This is a genomic window from Pseudomonas sp. L5B5 (assembly GCF_020520285.1).
Lineage (GTDB): Bacteria > Pseudomonadota > Gammaproteobacteria > Pseudomonadales > Pseudomonadaceae > Aquipseudomonas.
In genome coordinates, this window is record NZ_CP084742.1 from 6,733,285 (window position 1) to 6,749,995 (window position 16,711).

The following is a 16,711-nucleotide window of genomic DNA, read 5'->3' on the forward strand; positions in this document are numbered from 1 at the left end:
TCATGAGAACCATCATGTCCCAACAAGAACAACAGACCGACTTGCGCGGCGGCTTCAAGCAAGAAATGCAGACCCGGCACATTGTCATGCTCGCCCTCGGCGGGGTGATCGGCACCGGGCTGTTCCTCACCTCCGGCTACACGGTGAACCAGGCCGGCCCGCTGGGCGCGGTGATTGCCTATATCATCGGTGCGCTGATGGTGTACCTGGTGATGATGTGCCTCGGCGAGCTGGCGGTGCAGATGCCCGAGACCGGTTCCTTCAGCACCTACGCCACACGTTTTCTCGGCCCTGGCACCGGCTACACCGTGGCCTGGCTGTACTGGCTGACCTGGACCGTGGCCATCGGCTCGGAATTCACCGCCGCCGGGATCCTCATGGCCCGCTGGTTCCCCGAAACCCCGGTGTGGATCTGGAGCGCGCTGTTCGCCATGGTGGTGTTTTTGTCCAACGTGGTGTCGGTGCGGCTGTTCGCCGAGACCGAGTTCTGGCTGTCGCTGGTCAAGGTGATCACCGTGCTGGCGTTTCTGGCAGTGGGCGGCGGGGCGATTCTCGGTCTCTTGCACATCGACCAGGCCCACAGCATCGGCCTGAGCAACTTCACCCGCGAGGGGCTGTTTCCCACCGGCTTCATGCCGATCGCCATGACCCTGCTTGCAGTGGCGTTCGCCTTCTCCGGCACCGAACTGATCGGCATCGCCGCCGGCGAAACCCGCGACCCGCAACGCAACGTACCGCGGGCGATCCGCACCACAGTGCTGCGCCTGGCGATCTTCTTCGTCGGTACCATCTTCGTCCTCGCCACCCTGTTGCCCCGGGAGCAGGCGGGGCTGGTGGAAAGTCCGTTCGTCACGGTGTTCACCTACATCGGCATTCCGTACTCGGCGGACATCATGAACTTCGTGATCATCAGTGCGCTGCTGTCCGCCGCCAACTCCGGGCTGTACGCCGCCTCGCGGATGCTCTGGACCCTGAGCGACCAGGGCCACCTGCCCAAGCAGTTCTCGGTCCTGACCCGCATGGGCACGCCGCTCAACGCGATCATCGTGAGCATGGCCGGCGGTGCGGCTTCCCTGCTCAGCAGCGTGTTTGCCCCGGACACCATCTACCTGGCCCTGGTGTCGATTTCCGGGCTAGCGGTGGTGGTGGTGTGGATGAGCATCGCCGCCAGCCAGATCGCCTTTCGCCGGCACTTCGTGGCCAACGGCGGTGATGTGCGCGACTTGAAATTCCGTGTTCGTGGCTACCCCTGGGTGCCGCTGGGGGCGCTGTTGTGCTGCGCCCTGGCCTGTGTCGGCATCGGCTTCGACCCCGAGCAGCGCGTGGCCCTGTACTTCGGCCTGCCCTTCATCGCCTGGTGCTACTTCGTGTATTACATTACCCGCAGTAGCCGCCAGCGGCGCCTGTCCCTGGCAGCGCTGGCACGGCCCTCCGATGCCCTGCAGGGTTGAGGAGTGCGCCCGGCGCCCAGGGTGTCCATGAGAGCCAGGCCATGAAGCAGAAAAGCTTGCCCCCGCTGAACTGGCTGCGCGCGTTCGAGGTGTCCGCCCGTTGCCTTAATTTCACCCACGCCGCCGAGGAGCTGTTCCTCACCCAGGGTGCGGTGAGCCAGCAGATCCGCCAGCTGGAAAGCCACCTCGGGGTGGCGCTGTTCAAGCGCCTGCCCCGGGGCTTGGACCTGACCGAAGAGGGTCGTTCCTACCTGCCCGTGGTGCAGGACGCCATTACCCGGCTGGCGGTGGGCACCAACGAAATCTTCGGCCAGCACAAGCGCCGGCCGATCAAGGTGCGCGGCAGCCTGGCGTTTTTCGTCCACTGGCTGGCGCCCAAGCTGGCGGATTTTCAGCACAGGCACCCGCTGGTGGATATCCGCTACATCAGCAATATCTGGGTCAAGGAACTGGACGGCGAAGACGACCTGGAAATTCGCTGGGGTCATGGCCACTGGCCGGGGCTGGTGGCCCAGCGGCTGACCTGGGACACGCTGTTCCCGGTGTGCGCCCCGGCCTTGCTGGACAGGGCGCCGCTCGAGGTACCGGCGGACCTGGCCCGGCATCCGCTGCTGCATGTGCTGGGCTACGAAGAGGGCTGGGGCTACTGGTTGCAGCGCTCTGGCGCCGAGCAGGTGGATTCGTCCCGGGGGATGCAGTTCGACACCCTGATCTCTACCTTGCGCATGGCCGAACTGGGCCTGGGCGTGGCCCTGGCGCGCTCCTCCATGGTCGACCAGATGCTCGCCGATGGGCGTTTGCTGGAGCCCTTCAGCCAGCGCATCGAAGCCAGCGAATCCTTTTACCTGGTGCGTGGTGCCGGGGCCGATCCACACCCCGATGCGCTGGAATTTTCCACCTGGCTGGTGGAACAGGCCCATCGCCATAAATGACTGGCCGGAGCCAAGCATGCGTTATGTGAGTACCCGCAGTACCACCGTGCAGGTGGATTTCGAAAGCGTGGTGGTGTCTGGCGTGGCCGCCGATGGCGGGCTGTACGTGCCCGCCGAGCTGCCACGTTTCAGCCCCCAGGAGATCGCCAATTGGTCGACCCTGGATTACCCCGAACTGGCCTTCCGGGTGCTCAGCCCCTTTGTGGGCGAGTGCCTGCCCGAGGCGGATTTCAAGGCCTTGCTCTGCCGCGCCTACAGCGGCTTTGGCCACCGCGCGGTGGCGCCCCTGCGACAGATCGACCGCAACGAATGGGTGCTGGAACTGTTCCATGGCCCCACTGGCTCGGCCAAGGATTTTGCCGCGCGGTTGCAGGCGCAACTGGTGGGCTATTTCCTCCAGCGCCGACAGCGCCGCGGGGTGCTGGTGGGGGCCAGCAACGGCGATACCGCGCTGGCGGCCATCGACGCCTTCAAGGACTGTCCGCAGACCCAGGTGCTGGTGTTCTATCCGCAGCACGGCGTGCCCGAGCAGCAAGGGCAGCAGTTGCAGGCCGCGCACAACCCCGGGCTGTGGCGCTTTGCCGTGCAGGGCAGCTTCGACGACTGCCAGACCCTGGTGGGTCGCTTGCTGCGCCAGTGGCCCCTGGCGGAGCGTGAGGTGATCGGCTTCAACTCCAGCAACTGGGTCGGGGTCATGGCCCAACTGGTGCTGTATTTCCATGCCGTGCTGCAACTGGGGGGTGGCCAGCGGCCCATCGGTTTCAGCGTTCCGGCGGCGAGCTTCGCCGAGGTCTATGCCGGCTATATCGTGCAGAAAATGGGCCTTCCCATCACCCAGATGATTGTCGCCACCAACCGCAATGACGCCCTGCATCAGCTTTTTTTGAAGAATCGCTATTGCCGCGCCCCGGCCAGCCAGAGCCTGTCGCCGGCCATGGACCTGTCGCTGTTCGCCAACCTGGAGCGTTTTGTCTGGGAGCTGTATGGCCATGACCCGCAAGCGGTGGCGGGCCTGATGCAGCGCTTCGAAGACAGCGGCGAGATGAGCCTGGGCAACGAGTTCTGGCTGCAGGCACGGATGATCATCGACTCCTATTCGGTGAGCGATGAAGAAACCGGCAAGGAGATCAGCAGCCTCTATCGCGATACCGGCTACATCATCGACCCGCATGCCGCCATCGGCGTCCTGGCGGCGCGCCTGTACCGCCGCAGCCTGGTGGCGCCCATGGTCACCCTGGGGGAAATCGCACCGGCCAAGTCGGCGCGTCTGCTGGCTTCCCTGGGCATTCCCGGGCTGGCGCCTCAGCCGCTCGCGGCGCCTTACACGGCGCAGTGGCAGGCACTGGCGGCGGATGATTTTGCCGCCGTAGTGCACTGCCTGAAGGCACTGTGATGGGCACCGCGAAGGAGGCTTCATGAAGCGGATTCTGGATCCACTGGACGAGCGCATCATCGCCGAGCTGACCCGCAATGCCCGGGCGGCCCATGCCGAGCTGGCGGCCAAGGTCAACCTGTCGCGCAACGCGGTGCGCCAGCGCATCGAGCGCCTGGAGCGCGACGGTGCGATCCAGGGCTACACCATCCGGGTGGGCGAGGGGCGTGGGGCGCACACCCGGATCAATGCGCTGATCTTCGTCTACCGCTACGACCGCATGCGCGGTGCCGATGTATTGCAGGCGCTGCGCGCGATGCCGGAGATCGTCCAGTGCGAAGTGCTCAGCGGCGAGTTCGATGTGCTGGTGCGGGTCAGCGCGGCGACGGCTGAGCGGGTGCATCGGGTGTGGAATGAAATCGCCGCCTTGCCCGGGGTGGAAAACACCGTGACGTCCTTTGTCTTGTCCTCGGTGGCCTGAGCGCGAAGCCCGATCTTCTGGCCTCCTGTAGCCGCTGGCGCAGCCTGCTAAAAGGCCCGAAGGACCTTCCCGCGCGGTAAATCAGCATGTTGCGATGAATGGAACCCTGTGTGGTGTCCTGATGGACCGCACCGCCAGGGTTAGCGTCTCCTGCGGAGCCGGGCGCAGCCTTCGGCAGTGGTCACGGGCGCTGGGCAAAATGCTCAGCAAATACAGCAAAACGGCATATTTCACTGCCCGGGCCCGACCCCTAACCTTGTGTCCATCAGCTTCTCAACCCGGATGGAACACAACAAAAATGACTGAATACAACATCGCCCTGGTGGGCTTCGGCGGGGTCAACCGAGCCCTGGCGCAACTGATTGCCGAGCGCAATCAGGCGTGGAAAAAACAACTGGGTTTCAGCTTGAAGATCGTTGGCATCAGCGATCTGTTCCTGGGTTCCATCGTCGCTCCCCAGGGGCTGGATGCCGGTCTGCTGAGCAAGCTGCCGGCAACCAAGGGCGCCTTGGCGCAACTGCCGGGCGGCCAGGTGGAGGCGCTCAACGAACAGGTGATCAAGGACTCCGGCGCCGACATCATCGCCGAGGCTACCTTCACCAATCCGGTGGACGGCGAGCCGGCCAGCACCTTCTGCCGCTGGGCCCTGGAGCGGGGCAAGCATGTGGTAACCACCAACAAGGGCCCCATTGCCCTGCACGGCGCCGAGCTCAAGGCCCTGGCCCAGCGCAATCAGGCGGCGTTCGAGTACGAAGGCGCGGTGATGAGCGGCACCCCGGTGATCCGCATGGCCAAGCAGTCCCTGGCCGGCAGTGGGCTGCTGGGTTTCGAAGGCATCCTCAACGGCACGTCCAACTTTGTGCTGACCCGAATGGAAGCCGGCCTGGGCTTTGCCGAAGCGGTGGCCGAGGCCCAGGCCCTGGGGTACGCCGAGGCCGATCCGAGCGCGGATGTCGAAGGCTTCGATGTGCGCCTGAAGGTGGTGATCCTGGCCAACGAACTCTTGGGTGCACAGTTGACGGTCAATGACGTTGCCTGTCGCGGGATCTCCGGCCTGACGGCCCAGGACTTGGCCCAGGCCCGTGCCGAGGGCGCGTGTTGGAAGCTGGTCGGTTCCGCCCGGCGTCTTGCCGACGGCTCCCTGCAGGCCAGTGTCGAGCCGTGCCTGTTGGCGCAGGAGCATCCGCTGGCAGGTATCTCCGGGGCGATCAATGCGCTGTCGTTCAACACCGAGCTGTTGGGGGCGGTGACGGTTTCCGGTCCGGGCGCCGGGCGCATCGAGACGGCCTTTGCCTTGCTCTCGGACATCATCCATATCCACCAGTCGCGCTCGGCTCGCTAGGAGAATGCCCATGAATCTGTCTCGCCTGGTGCCTGTCGCCGATACGATTGAAGTGCGCAGCCCCTTTGATGGACGGGTCATCGGCAGCGTGCCGCGCACCGATGCCAGCGCCGTGCCCTACCTGTTGCAGCAGGCCCGCGAGGGCGTGCAGGCCTGCGCGGCGCTGCCGCGTTTCCAGCGGGCGCGGATTCTCGAGCAGGCGGCCCTGAACATTGAACGTGACGCCGAACACTTCGCCCGGTTGATCGTCGATGAGGCGGGCAAGACCCTGAAACAGGCGCAGAAGGAGGTCAAGCGCTGCGTCAATACCCTCAAGCTGTCGGCCGAAGAGGCCAAGCGCAATGCCGGTGAGGTACTGCCCTTCGACGCTTACGAAGGCTCGCAAAACCGCCAGGGCTGGTTCTCTCGCGAGCCCCTGGGGCTGATCCTGGCGATCACGCCTTACAACGATCCGTTGAACCTGGTGGCGCACAAGCTTGGTCCGGCGATTGCTGGCGGCAACGGGGTGATTCTCAAGCCTTCGGAGCTGGCGCCGCTGTCGGCGATCAAGCTGGTGGGGTACCTGTGCGATGCCGGCCTGCCAGCGTCGGTGGTGACCCTGGCCACCGGTGGCGCGGATTTGGGCAGGGCCCTGGTGGAGGCCCGCGAGGTGCGCATGGTGTCGTTCACCGGGGGCTTCGTCACCGGCGAGCAGATCGCCCGCAGCGCCGGGTTGAAGAAGCTGGCCATGGACCTGGGCGGCAACGCGCCGGTAATCGTGATGGCCGACTGCGACCTGGCGGCGACGGTGGAAAGCTGCGTGTCCGGGGCCTTCTGGGCGGCGGGGCAGAACTGCATCGGCACCCAGCGCCTGTTGGTCCAGGCCCCGATCTATGAGGCGTTTCGCGAGGCTTTTGTCCGTCTTGCCCGTACTCAGGTCAGTGGCGACCCGCTGGCCAGCAGCACGGACATCGGACCGATGATCAGCCTGCAGGCGGCGCAGCGCGCCCAGGCGACGGTGGACGAAGCCCTGCAGCAAGGCGCGCGGCTGCTGTGCGGGCACCAGCGCCAGGGTTCCTGCTACGCCGCCACGGTGCTGGAGAACGTCGACCACCACAGTCGCCTGTGGCAGGACGAGGTCTTTGCGCCAGTGGTGGTCTTGCAACCGTTCGACGACCTGGACCAGGCCATCGCCCTGGCCAACCAGCCGGAGTACAGCCTGCATGCGGGAATCTTCACCAACGATCTGCGTATCGCCATGGATGCCGCACGGCGCATCGAGGCGGGTGGGGTGATGATCAACGACTCTTCCGACTACCGTTTCGATGCCATGCCCTTTGGTGGCTTCAAGTACGGCAGCCTGGGGCGCGAAGGGGTGCGTTTTGCCTATGAGGAAATGACCCAGCCCAAGGTGATCTGCTTGAACCGCCTCGGCTGAAGAGCGTAGCCGTAACACGACAGGTCGTCGGCACCGGGCAGGTTTGGTCACCTGCCCGGTGTTTTTTTGCTGGCGACGCGGGGCGGTGAATCGGCCGCGATACGGGCAGTGGTAGAGTTCGCCGCTTCAGGATGAACGATGCGGGAAGCAGGCCGATGATCAAAGTGTGGTTGCAACAAGGGCGTGGCCTGTGGCTCGCGCTGTTTCTCGGGCTGCTGTTGCCGGCCCTGGTGCACGCCGAGGAAGCGCCGCCGGGGCTGGTGAAGGTGCCCCTGGACCGGCGGGTGATCGACCTGACCGCGACCTTGGATAGCGCCACCCAGGAGCGGATGGTGCACAAGCTGGAGGCGCTGGAGCAGCGCCGCGGCGCGCAGATCGCGGTGATGCTGGTGCCCAACCTGGGCCAGCAGAGCATCGAGGCGTTGGGCAACCAGCTGTTTCGTGCCTGGAAGCTGGGGCGCAAGGGCGTAGACGACGGCATCCTGCTGCTGGTGGCGAAGAACGACCGCAAGGTGCGGATCGAGGTCGGCTATGGCCTGGAGCCGGTGGTCACCGACCTGCTGGCCGGGCAGATCATCGCCCAAGACCTGGCCCCGGCCTTTCGTCAGGGCGACTTTGCCGGCGGTATCGACCGTGCCCTGGACGACCTGATCCTGCTGGTGGACGGGGGCTTGTTGCCCAAGCCTGCGGGGCTGCCGGAGCCTGCGGAGCTGGCGGTGCCACTGGAAGCCTATGCCTTGCTGCTGGCGTTCATTTTCGGCTCGGTGGCGGGGGTGATGCTGGCTGCCGGCTGGAACTGGCGCCGGGTACTGGGGGGCGCAGTGGTGCTGATAGCGGTGCTGGTGGGAGCCGTGGGCGGCCATGAGTGGCTGGCGCAGTTGTTCCTGGTGCCGTTGTGCATGTTGATCGGCGGTGCGACCTTCGCCGGACTGTGGCAGGCACGAGGGGTGTTCTACGGGGTGCTGGGACTGCTGCTGTACATCGGCCTGCTGACCCTGGTCAGCCAGTATCTGGGCAGTCTGACTTTCCTCTATGGCCTGGCCTGGCCAGCGGGGGTGCTACTGGTGCTGGGCGGCCATTGGCTGCTGTACTGGATGATGCGCAACAGCTGGCGCAGGAGCCCTCGGGGCTTTTTGTGGCGCTTTGCCGTGCTGCTGACGCTGGTCCTGCTGATGGGCCTGGGCGTGGATGCCTGGCAGGCGGCCCAGCGTTGGCTGACGGTAGTGCCGTTCGCCTATTTCCTGAGTTTCATACTGTTTGCCGTCGGCAGTGGCTTTCGCTGGAGCAGCGGCGGTGGCAGCAGCGGTGGTGGCCACTCAAGCTCGGGGGGCGGTTTCTCCGGGGGCGGCGGTTCCAGTGGCGGTGGCGGGGCGTCGGGCAGTTGGTGACGGTGCAGGGGAGGACAACCTGAGTTGCGCCAGCGCGTGCGGATTCATGGGTTGAGTGACTGCTGCGCCAACAGTGGGTGAGGCCGGGCGAACATCCTCTTGCACACCTCGTGGCAAATCCCACCCGCTTCACGATCATGGCCTGATGGCGTTCGCCGGTTCATACCGTGTGCGGACCGGCCATGGCATGGCCGTGTCCGCCGATTGCCGATCAGACCACTTCATCGATCAGTGAGGTTTTTGCCGGAGGGAGCGCGACCGGTGGGGTAGGCGTTTCCTTGAGCTTGTCCCTGAGCCGCTCCAGTGCTTCCTTCTGTTCGGCGGTCAGTGGTGGCGGCGGAGTGTCGGAGACGGGGAGGGTGATGGGGCCGTGAGTGCCGCCGCTGGTCAGTGGGGGCAGAGGGCGATTGCTGATGTTCATGTCACTGCTTCCGTGAGTGAGGGTTGAACCCTGGGTAGCGGCCGTTCTTTGCCGGACTTTAGTGCTGGGGGTTGTTTTTGGTGAGTTTGATAATTGTTCTCATTGTTTATTATGTTATGTTATTACATCTAAATCAGCCCAAGGAAACATCGCCCATGAAAGTCCTGTCGTCCCTCAAGGAAGCCAAGAATCGCCACCGTGACTGCCAGATCGTCAAGCGCCGTGGTCGGATCTATGTGATCTGCAAATCCAACCCGCGCTTCAAGGCCCGCCAGGGCGGGGCCAAGAACCGGAACAAGGGGTGAGTGCAGCGGTAGGTCGGGAGGAGCAGGGCGCTGTGCGAACTGCCCGCTCTCGACAGCGCCCCGGGCCCTGGGCGCGTTGCCCCGTGGGATGCGGGCCATTGTTTCCCCGGGCCAGACCCGGTAGAAAGGCGCAACGCATTCAGAAAACAGATATCAGCATGAGCGACATTGAGAAACCCAATAGCCGCCTGTTCGACCTCGACTTGTTGCGGGCCATTGTCACGGTGGCCGACTGCGGCAGTTTCACCACGGCGGCCACGCGCCTGCACTCTACCCAATCCACGGTCAGCCAGAAGATTCGTCGCCTGGAAGAGATGGCCGGGCATCGGCTGCTCGAGCGCGGCAACCGCGATGTCTTGCCCACCGATGCCGGTACGACGCTGCTGGGTTATGCGCGGCGCCTGCTGGCGCTGAATGACGAAATGCTCGAGGCCCTGTCCGGAGCCACGGTGGCCTTGACGGTGCGCATCGGCGTACCCGATGACTTTGCCACCGGCCGGACCACCGAACAGCTAGCGGCCTTCAATCGGCATTACCCGCAGGTCAAGCTGGAGGTCACCAGTGGCATGAGTCGCGACCTGAGTGCCAGCTACGACCGCGGTGAGCTGGACCTGGTGCTGCTCAAGCAACGCCAGAACAGCCGTGAGGCGCAGGCCTGCTGGCCGGAGAAAACCCGCTGGGTGGACAGTGCGAGGAACCCCTGCATCGACCTGGATCCGCTGCCGATCGTGACCTTTCCGCCACGGGGGGTCTATCGCGATGAAATGATCAATGCCCTGGAGGGCGTCGGTCGACGCTGGCACATCAGCTTCACCAGCTCCAGCCTCAGTGGCTTGCAGTCCGCCATTGCCGACGGCATGGGCATCGGCCTGCTGCCGTTGCGAGCGGTCACGGCGGACCACCAGGTACTGTCCAGGACCACCGGGCTGCCGGCAGTGGATGTGTTCGAGGTGGCGCTGCTGCACCGTCCAGCGGCTGACCCGATGGTCAAGGAGCTGGCGCGGGTATTGTCCCGGGTACTGGCCCAGGACACGGCGGGATAAGTCGGTCTGTAATTCGATAAATGAATGTCGCGTATTTCAGTATTTAATTTGTGCATGAAGTTGCCGCTGGATATCGTGGCGGTCATGGCCGTCCGCGTCGTTGCGTTGGACCCAGGCTTTGTTCACCCCGCCACCTGTCATGCGCGGGGCAGCAAAACAACAATGAGGAGAGTCTCCATGTCCAAGTCCACTTACTACGCGCCGCACGGCGGGCACCCGGCCCAGACCGAGCTGCTCACCGACCGTGCGATGTTCACCGAAGCCTATGCGGTGATCCCCAAGGGCGTGATGCGCGACATCGTCACCAGCCATTTGCCCCATTGGGACAACATGCGCATGTGGGTCATCGCTCGCCCGCTGTCGGGGTTCGCCGAGACCTTCTCCCAGTACATCGTTGAAGTCGGTCCCAATGGCGGCAGCGACAAGCCTGAACAGGACCCCAACGCCGAGGCGGTGCTGTTCGTCGTCGAAGGCGAAGTCACGCTTACCCTGCAAGGCCAGGAGCATGTGCTGACGCCGGGCGGTTATGCCTTCATCCCGCCGGCTGCCGACTGGAAGCTGCGCAACACCACTGGCACCGAAGCGCGCTTTCACTGGATCCGCAAGCACTACCAGAAGGTCGATGGCGTGCCGTACCCGGAGGCCTTCGTCACCAACGAGCAAGACATCGAGCCGCGGGTGATGCCCGACACCGAAGGTCGCTGGAGCACCACCCGCTTCGTCGACATGAGTGACATGCGCCATGACATGCACGTCAACATTGTCAACTTCGAGCCGGGCGGCGTGATTCCGTTCGCCGAGACCCACGTCATGGAACATGGCCTCTATGTGCTGGAAGGCAAGGCGGTGTATCGCCTGAACCAGGATTGGGTCGAGGTCGAGGCTGGTGACTTCATGTGGTTGCGTGCGTTCTGCCCGCAGGCCTGCTATTCCGGCGGCCCGGGTCGCTTCCGCTACCTGCTGTACAAGGATGTGAACCGCCAGATGCGCCTGACCCTGAACGCGCCACATTGATGCGCGTGGCCAGGGCAGCGATCAACTCCTGCCCTGGCTGTACAGATTCCGACAAGACCGGCGAGCGATCGCCGGTTTTCTTTTGTCCCGGCAGCAGACCGGAGCAGCAGGCCCGGCCGATCTGCCTGCTCCCTCAGGCCGCTCCGTCGCGGCCAAGCCCGCCGGACGTTGCAACCGGCCCCGGTGACCTGAGGGAATACCCGGCGTGAACCAACCCGCAATGGATGGTTTGGCAAGCGCCTCGTCCGGCCACCTTCTGTGTTTCGTCGGTGTTCAGGCCCGCGTGACAGCGTGTCGCACTGGCGTGATCGCGCGGCTTGGTGTTTGCTGTTGCGGGCTTGCTCTGGTGCAGGCGGATATCGCTTCACACTGCAGGGTGGGCGGGTGTCCAGCTTCCTGTAGATGCTTGTAACGCTGCAGAAATGGACGCGGATCGTTATCGATGTTTCGACCAAGGAGGTCATGTTGAAAAAGAAATTTATGGCGGCTTCGCTGCTGTTTTGGGTGTTCTCGGCCACGGCGTACGCCGATTGCGCGGTATTGGGCCCTTGGGATGATCCGTGCACGAAGCCTGTGCTCGGGCCGACGCCCACGGTGTGCGAGTGCCCCAGTAACTGACCTGTACCCCGACAAGGGCTATGGAATGTTGTGTGACTGACCAGGAGGTCTTGAATGAAGAAAGTGATGTTGGCGGTATTGCTGCTGTGCGGTTTCTCCCTGACTGCCCAGGCCTCGTGCCCGGTGTTCGGTCCGTCCAAGGACCCGTGCAGTGGCCCGGTATTTGGGCCATCCACCTGCGTGTGCCCGTAAGGTAACTTGCCCGGCAGACCTGGCACCCGCCAGGCCTGCCGGGCAAGACGCTTGATAGTGCCTGCACTTCGCGCAGGACTCCCCAAACGCTGAAGGCTTTTCCTGGCGTGATCGATATCACCCTGACTGCCCCGTGGGTGAAACGCTATTGAGGCCGACCACCCTCACTGCTCTCATGAGCCCCTTGGCGCACGGCTTTTTCCCTGGGTTGGCCGTCCCGCGTTCGCCTGGCGAAAGAGTGGCAATTTGCACTTGGATGGAGTATTACGCTCCCCCAGATTCGACGTTCCGGGTCGAGTGCAAGCCAGGGCAATCGGCTCAAGCGATCAAGCGTTGAGACGCAAAGCCCGACCTGGCGATGCCATTGCCTCCGGAACATCTCGCTCCTCAAGCCCGCTCGCTTTGTTTCGGTCGTGGGTCATGCGGTCTTGAACAGCCCTCACGTCATTGGATGTCTCACTTGCTTTTACTCGTCGCAAAACTCAAGCGCAGGTTATCCCCACGTCAATTCATCCGGTTGCTTGATACCCACGATCTGGGCAAGAAACAGGCAAATCGCTTCATGGCCAAAACGGGCATTCGCACCGAGGGGCGCGTGGTCATTCGCCCACCGTTCTATTTCGAGCGTGGCAACCTGGAGCTGGGTGAAGGGGCCTTCATCAACAGCGGTTGCGTATTCCTGGACGAAGCGCCCATTCGCATTGGTCGCCACGCCATGCTGGGGCCACAGGTGCGGCTGTGCACCACTAGCCACGATGTGCACCCGGATCGGCGCAAGAGCAACGACTACACCGCGCCAATCACCGTCGGGGACAATGCCTGGATAGGGGCGGGCTCCGTGGTCTTGCCAGGTGTCAGCATCGGGCAAAACAGCGTGGTGGCGGCCAACAGCGTGGTGACCCAGGATGTCGCGCCCAATGCGCTTTATGCCGGTTCGCCGGCCAGGTTCAAGAAGTGGCTTGTAACCCCGCCCCCGGTTTGAACGGGCCATGCCTGCTTCGCGCCGGGGCATGTCTTGTGTGCAAGTACAGGCCTGGCAAAGAACTCGCAAAGCATCTTCCGTGCTCGGTACTGGTCATCGAATCAGCGGCCGCTGAACACGACATACATGGAATCCTTCTGCGAGTGCGCTCTATCGTGTGGTGTGTGAGATACGGCAGCCAATCGGCTGTGTCGCTCTCTTCGGTATGCACGGTACTACCTCGAATCCTATTCTGTGTATACATACAGTAATCGAGGTTTCGCAGGCCTGCGATTTGAGGCGACGAGATGTATGGGGTATGGGGGGCTAATACTGTTCGAAAGCTTCCTGTCTTTCTGGATGGAGCTCGATGAACTGTACTAGACGAAATTTTAGGAGAAGGCCGCTGATTGTACGGCCCTCAGGTTGATTTGAACGCTACTGCTGCATTACTGGAGCTTGTTTTTCAAAGAAGCGCGAGTCTAAGCGTCCGTAGTAACCTGAGTCTGTTCGAGATTCTTTTCAACCTCAGCAAATGCTGGGCCGCCTTTGAAAACGAATTTCCGTTTGCTCACTTTTCGGCCAGAGGCTCCTATTCCGGCGCTGAAGCCTTCGCCGTCGGCTCTCACCCCGGCGTGACCCTTGCCCGAATAATCGAAATATTCTGTCATTTCCACTTCATGGGCTGTTTCGATGCGCCGCGCGATAGCCAGCTCTTGGGCTACCCGCGCCTCAGCCTCGGACATGCGCATTTCTAGCTCCCTGCGCTCGGCCTCGATGCGCAGCTCCTCGATCTCAACTGGCTCAAGGCGATCACTCACCGATTTTTCGAATGCGTCAATGAGGTATCCGGTGGGACTATTGAAGATCTTGAGTGCCTCGAGTGCAGCTGCTCCAATTTCGATGGCCATTTGCTTCCTCCTTGGTGGGAACGCAAAACTATAGCGGACTGATTATTCTGTCCAGCGGGCGCAAGCCAATCGCCTGTTACGCATTGATTAAGGGAAAGCGGGGAGATCGTTCTGTGTGCATACAGTATTTCGATTGAAAGTTCCGGCTACCGGAAGCGGACGAACTGTATGTGGGGAGGGAGGCTGCTGGCTCGGCAGAGCGCCGGAGGCGGGCTACAGCAGTATGCGCCATCGGCATATTGCGGTTGCAGTAGATTGAGGCGAAAGCCTCTTCAAAAGATCAAAATATTCGGACGCGTCCAAAAACGCTTGAGCTTGGTCGATGCCGATAGGTCAGAAGCAAAATATGCCAGACACAAAAAAGCCCTGAAAAATCAGGGCTTTCTCGTTGAGATTTGGCGGAGGCGTAGAGATTCGAACTCTAGGACCTGTTACAGTCGGCGGTTTTCAAGACCGCTGCCTTAAACCACTCGGCCACACCTCCAGATCGCGTTGCGGGCGCCATAATACCCGAATGAAACACACTGTCAAACTCTCTGCGTCGCGAGTTACAGCGCCTCTGTTATCATCCTTGCCACTAAATGTTTCCCCCAACAGGAGTGTCGCCATGCGCGAACAGGATTACGCAGTCAACAACGGCGTGCAGGCCGAGCAGCTAGAGGTTAGCCGCGTCCTGCGCAACACCTACGGCCTGTTGGCCCTGACCCTCGCCTTCAGCGGTGTCATGGCTTATGTGGCACAACAGATGCGTGTCGGCTACCCGAACGTCTTCGTAGTGCTGATCGGTTTCTACGGTCTGTTCTTCCTCACCAGCAAGCTCCGCGATTCGGTCTGGGGCCTGGTCTCGACGTTCGCCCTGACCGGCTTCATGGGTTTCCTGCTGGGCCCGATCCTCAACCGCTACCTGGGCATGCAGGGCGGCGCTGAAGTCGTCAGCTCGGCCTTCGCCATGACGGCGCTGGTGTTCGGTGGCCTGTCGGCCTACGTGCTGATCACTCGCAAGGACATGAGCTTCCTGGGTGGTTTCATCACCGCCGGTTTCTTCGTCCTGATGGGCGCCGTGCTGGCCAGCCTGTTCTTCCAGATCAGCGGCCTGCAACTGGCGATCAGCGCCGGCTTCGTGCTGTTCTCCTCGGTGTGCATCCTGTTCCAGACCAGTGCCATCATCCACGGCGGCGAGCGCAACTACATCATGGCGACCATCAGCCTGTATGTATCGATCTACAACCTGTTCGTCAGCCTGCTGCAGTTGTTCGGCATCATGAGCCGCGACGATTGATCTCCAGGTCCACGACCTTGGAAAAACCCGCTTCGGCGGGTTTTTTTATGGCTCGGTTCTACTGGCCGGGGCAGGGGCCGTGATCATTCCATGGGCGGCAGTCGGCGCTTTATCGGCGACTTCTTGACGATCGAGGTATTGGTTTCGGCGTACTGGTTGAGACGGTCCAGCAAGCTGTCCAGTTGTTCCATGGAACGCACCTGGAGACGGGCGATAAAGCAGTCGTCGCCGGTGACCTTGTCGCACTCGGTGAATTCGGCAATCGCCAGGATCTGCCGCTCGACTTCCTGCAGCTTGCCCGGCAATGGCCGGATACGCACGATGGCCTGCAACTGGTAACCCAGGAACCTGGGATCGACTTCCAGGGTATAGGCGCTGATCACCCCGCGTTCCTCGAGCCTGCGCAGGCGCTCGGCGACACTGGGGGCGGACAACCCGCTGATTTGCCCCAGGGCCTTGAGCGAACGTCGGGAATCCTGCATCAGGGCACTGATCAGTGCCTGGTCAATAGCATCCAGCATGGCAATCTCGTTAGGTTGATAGGTGGTTTTGCCTTGATAAAAAAGGTGCCGGCTGAGTCTAGCCTAGGATTGGCCATGGTGAGTCTACCGATGGGTTGCGCATAATCTGGTGACTGATAAAGGAGCCTGATGATGGATGCACTGATTCGTCGCGGATCGCTGGAAATGAGCGCCGCCATGTTGATTTCCGGGACCATTGGCTGGTTCGTCCTGGTCTCCGGGCAGCCGGTGCTGGACGTGGTGTTCTGGCGCTGCCTGTTTGGCGCCGCCGCCTTGCTGCTGATCTGCGCCGCCCTGGGTTTCCTGCGCAGGGGCATTCTCTCCCGGCAGGCGCTGATCCTGGCTGTGGTCAGCGGTGCGGCCATCGTCGGCAATTGGGTGCTGCTGTTCAGCTCCTATTCCCGGGCCTCGATCGCCATCGGCACTGCGGTTTACAACGTCCAGCCGTTCATCCTGGTGGGGCTGGGTGCCCTGTTTCTGGGGGAAAGGATCACGGCGCAGAAACTGTCCTGGCTGGGCCTGTCGTTCGCCGGGATGCTGGCGATCGTCAGTGCCCATGAAGGGCAGGGGGAAGCCGGCAACGACTACCTGCTGGGTATCGCCCTGGCCCTGGGGGCGGCCTTGCTGTATGCCTTCGCCGCGTTGCTGATCAAGCGCTTGAAGGGTATCCCGCCGCACCTGATCGCGCTGGTCCAGGTCTGCACCGGGGTGCTGTTGCTGGCACCCTGGGCCAACCTCGGTACGCCGCCCCAGGAGGCCACTGCATGGGCCAGCCTGCTGGCCCTGGGCATCATCCATACCGGGGTGATGTACGTGCTGCTCTACGGCGCGATCCAGAAGCTGCCGACCGCGCTGATCGGCGCCCTGTCGTTCATCTATCCGATTGCGGCGATCTTCGTCGACTGGCTGGCGTTCGGGCATCGCCTGGGCTGGCTGCAGTGGCTCGGTGTGGGGGCCATCCTGCTGGCCGCCGCGGGCATGCAACAGGGGTGGAGCTTGAGGCCCTGGCGTGCCCTCCAGCAGTGAGCGAGCCCGGCCGCACCGACCGACGCCCGGCCTTGAC

The 16,711-nt window shown here is 62.9% G+C and carries 18 protein-coding genes and 1 tRNA gene; 15 read left to right on the plus strand and 4 right to left on the minus strand.

What is annotated here, in order from left to right; genetic code table 11:
* Positions 1–14 precede the first annotated feature (14 nt).
* The 7 genes from LGQ10_RS30995 (at position 15) to LGQ10_RS31025 (ending at position 8,383) form a co-directional block, all read left to right on the plus strand.
* Positions 15–1,451, plus strand: coding sequence for an amino acid permease (locus LGQ10_RS30995; RefSeq protein WP_058436265.1), 1,437 nt, complete (start codon positions 15–17; stop codon positions 1,449–1,451).
* 41 nt (positions 1,452–1,492) lie between these two features.
* Entirely contained in the window at positions 1,493–2,383 is an 891-nt protein-coding gene (locus LGQ10_RS31000; protein WP_058436264.1) for a LysR substrate-binding domain-containing protein, read from the plus strand.
* A gap of 16 nt (positions 2,384–2,399) precedes the next feature.
* Positions 2,400–3,776 carry a threonine synthase gene (gene thrC / locus LGQ10_RS31005; RefSeq protein WP_226524198.1) on the plus strand — a complete coding sequence of 459 codons (1,377 nt, stop codon included), beginning with the start codon at positions 2,400–2,402 and terminating at the stop codon, positions 3,774–3,776.
* A 22-nt stretch (positions 3,777–3,798) separates the two neighbouring features.
* A complete protein-coding gene (locus LGQ10_RS31010; protein ID WP_226524199.1) occupies positions 3,799–4,236 on the plus strand; it encodes an Lrp/AsnC family transcriptional regulator in 438 nt (145 codons plus the stop codon).
* Positions 4,237–4,534: 298 nt separating this feature from the next.
* Positions 4,535–5,578 carry a homoserine dehydrogenase gene (locus LGQ10_RS31015; protein WP_226524200.1) on the plus strand — a complete coding sequence of 348 codons (1,044 nt, stop codon included), beginning with the start codon at positions 4,535–4,537 and terminating at the stop codon, positions 5,576–5,578.
* Between the two features lie 10 nt (positions 5,579–5,588).
* Positions 5,589–6,995, plus strand: a complete 1,407-nt coding sequence (locus tag LGQ10_RS31020) for an aldehyde dehydrogenase family protein (protein ID WP_226524201.1) — start codon at positions 5,589–5,591, stop codon at positions 6,993–6,995.
* Between the two features lie 155 nt (positions 6,996–7,150).
* A complete protein-coding gene (locus tag LGQ10_RS31025) occupies positions 7,151–8,383 on the plus strand; it encodes a TPM domain-containing protein (protein ID WP_226524202.1) in 1,233 nt (410 codons plus the stop codon).
* 211 nt (positions 8,384–8,594) lie between these two features.
* On the opposite strand, the gene LGQ10_RS31030 is transcribed toward LGQ10_RS31025, so the two are convergent.
* Positions 8,595–8,804, minus strand: a complete 210-nt coding sequence (locus tag LGQ10_RS31030; RefSeq protein WP_226524203.1) for a hypothetical protein — start codon at positions 8,802–8,804, stop codon at positions 8,595–8,597.
* A gap of 155 nt (positions 8,805–8,959) precedes the next feature.
* Here LGQ10_RS31030 and ykgO point away from each other — a divergent pair, with 155 nt between their 5' ends.
* From ykgO to LGQ10_RS31060, 6 genes are all read left to right on the plus strand, one after another.
* Complete coding sequence (gene ykgO / locus LGQ10_RS31035; RefSeq protein WP_011062095.1) at positions 8,960–9,109, plus strand: type B 50S ribosomal protein L36; 150 nt, start codon at positions 8,960–8,962, stop codon at positions 9,107–9,109.
* 158 nt (positions 9,110–9,267) lie between these two features.
* Positions 9,268–10,152 (plus strand): LysR substrate-binding domain-containing protein, encoded by an 885-nt coding sequence (locus LGQ10_RS31040; RefSeq protein ID WP_058433607.1) that lies wholly within the window; start codon positions 9,268–9,270, stop codon positions 10,150–10,152.
* Positions 10,153–10,329: 177 nt separating this feature from the next.
* Positions 10,330–11,166, plus strand: coding sequence for a bifunctional allantoicase/(S)-ureidoglycine aminohydrolase (locus LGQ10_RS31045; RefSeq protein ID WP_058433606.1), 837 nt, complete (start codon positions 10,330–10,332; stop codon positions 11,164–11,166).
* Positions 11,167–11,628: 462 nt separating this feature from the next.
* Positions 11,629–11,784 (plus strand): PA0050 family protein, encoded by a 156-nt coding sequence (locus tag LGQ10_RS31050; protein WP_413247643.1) that lies wholly within the window; start codon positions 11,629–11,631, stop codon positions 11,782–11,784.
* Positions 11,785–11,838: 54 nt separating this feature from the next.
* Positions 11,839–11,976, plus strand: coding sequence for a PA0050 family protein (locus LGQ10_RS31055; protein WP_226524205.1), 138 nt, complete (start codon positions 11,839–11,841; stop codon positions 11,974–11,976).
* Positions 11,977–12,538: 562 nt separating this feature from the next.
* The gene (locus LGQ10_RS31060) at positions 12,539–12,958 is read left to right on the plus strand and encodes a DapH/DapD/GlmU-related protein (RefSeq protein WP_226524206.1); all 420 of its coding nucleotides are present in this window, start codon (positions 12,539–12,541) and stop codon (positions 12,956–12,958) included.
* 461 nt (positions 12,959–13,419) lie between these two features.
* On the opposite strand, the gene LGQ10_RS31065 is transcribed toward LGQ10_RS31060, so the two are convergent.
* Together LGQ10_RS31065 and LGQ10_RS31070 are read right to left on the minus strand one after the other, a co-directional pair.
* The gene (locus tag LGQ10_RS31065) at positions 13,420–13,848 is read right to left on the minus strand and encodes a hypothetical protein (RefSeq protein ID WP_226524207.1); all 429 of its coding nucleotides are present in this window, start codon (positions 13,846–13,848) and stop codon (positions 13,420–13,422) included.
* Positions 13,849–14,244: 396 nt separating this feature from the next.
* Positions 14,245–14,332 (minus strand) — tRNA-Ser (locus tag LGQ10_RS31070).
* Between the two features lie 123 nt (positions 14,333–14,455).
* Between LGQ10_RS31070 and LGQ10_RS31075 the strand changes: the two genes are divergently transcribed.
* Positions 14,456–15,127 carry a Bax inhibitor-1/YccA family protein gene (locus LGQ10_RS31075; RefSeq protein ID WP_058435873.1) on the plus strand — a complete coding sequence of 224 codons (672 nt, stop codon included), beginning with the start codon at positions 14,456–14,458 and terminating at the stop codon, positions 15,125–15,127.
* An 83-nt stretch (positions 15,128–15,210) separates the two neighbouring features.
* Here the strand turns inward: LGQ10_RS31075 and LGQ10_RS31080 are convergent, their stop codons facing one another.
* Positions 15,211–15,648, minus strand: coding sequence for an Lrp/AsnC family transcriptional regulator (locus tag LGQ10_RS31080; RefSeq protein WP_226524208.1), 438 nt, complete (start codon positions 15,646–15,648; stop codon positions 15,211–15,213).
* A gap of 132 nt (positions 15,649–15,780) precedes the next feature.
* Between LGQ10_RS31080 and LGQ10_RS31085 the strand changes: the two genes are divergently transcribed.
* Positions 15,781–16,674, plus strand: coding sequence for a DMT family transporter (locus LGQ10_RS31085; RefSeq protein WP_058436975.1), 894 nt, complete (start codon positions 15,781–15,783; stop codon positions 16,672–16,674).
* Positions 16,675–16,711: the final 37 nt, after the last annotated feature.

Bases quoted from the DNA above. Each gene is read 5' to 3' on its own strand.
- LGQ10_RS30995 (WP_058436265.1), top strand. From the start codon at position 15: ATGTCCCAACAAGAACAACAGACCGACTTGCGCGGCGGCTTCAAGCAA.
- LGQ10_RS31000 (WP_058436264.1), top strand. From the start codon at position 1,493: ATGAAGCAGAAAAGCTTGCCCCCGCTGAACTGGCTGCGCGCGTTCGAG.
- thrC (WP_226524198.1), top strand. From the start codon at position 2,400: ATGCGTTATGTGAGTACCCGCAGTACCACCGTGCAGGTGGATTTCGAA.
- LGQ10_RS31010 (WP_226524199.1), top strand. From the start codon at position 3,799: ATGAAGCGGATTCTGGATCCACTGGACGAGCGCATCATCGCCGAGCTG.
- LGQ10_RS31015 (WP_226524200.1), top strand. From the start codon at position 4,535: ATGACTGAATACAACATCGCCCTGGTGGGCTTCGGCGGGGTCAACCGA.
- LGQ10_RS31020 (WP_226524201.1), top strand. From the start codon at position 5,589: ATGAATCTGTCTCGCCTGGTGCCTGTCGCCGATACGATTGAAGTGCGC.
- LGQ10_RS31025 (WP_226524202.1), top strand. From the start codon at position 7,151: ATGATCAAAGTGTGGTTGCAACAAGGGCGTGGCCTGTGGCTCGCGCTG.
- LGQ10_RS31030 (WP_226524203.1), bottom strand. From the start codon at position 8,804: ATGAACATCAGCAATCGCCCTCTGCCCCCACTGACCAGCGGCGGCACT.
- ykgO (WP_011062095.1), top strand. From the start codon at position 8,960: ATGAAAGTCCTGTCGTCCCTCAAGGAAGCCAAGAATCGCCACCGTGAC.
- LGQ10_RS31040 (WP_058433607.1), top strand. From the start codon at position 9,268: ATGAGCGACATTGAGAAACCCAATAGCCGCCTGTTCGACCTCGACTTG.
- LGQ10_RS31045 (WP_058433606.1), top strand. From the start codon at position 10,330: ATGTCCAAGTCCACTTACTACGCGCCGCACGGCGGGCACCCGGCCCAG.
- LGQ10_RS31050 (WP_413247643.1), top strand. From the start codon at position 11,629: ATGTTGAAAAAGAAATTTATGGCGGCTTCGCTGCTGTTTTGGGTGTTC.
- LGQ10_RS31055 (WP_226524205.1), top strand. From the start codon at position 11,839: ATGAAGAAAGTGATGTTGGCGGTATTGCTGCTGTGCGGTTTCTCCCTG.
- LGQ10_RS31060 (WP_226524206.1), top strand. From the start codon at position 12,539: ATGGCCAAAACGGGCATTCGCACCGAGGGGCGCGTGGTCATTCGCCCA.
- LGQ10_RS31065 (WP_226524207.1), bottom strand. From the start codon at position 13,848: ATGGCCATCGAAATTGGAGCAGCTGCACTCGAGGCACTCAAGATCTTC.
- LGQ10_RS31075 (WP_058435873.1), top strand. From the start codon at position 14,456: ATGCGCGAACAGGATTACGCAGTCAACAACGGCGTGCAGGCCGAGCAG.
- LGQ10_RS31080 (WP_226524208.1), bottom strand. From the start codon at position 15,648: ATGCTGGATGCTATTGACCAGGCACTGATCAGTGCCCTGATGCAGGAT.
- LGQ10_RS31085 (WP_058436975.1), top strand. From the start codon at position 15,781: ATGGATGCACTGATTCGTCGCGGATCGCTGGAAATGAGCGCCGCCATG.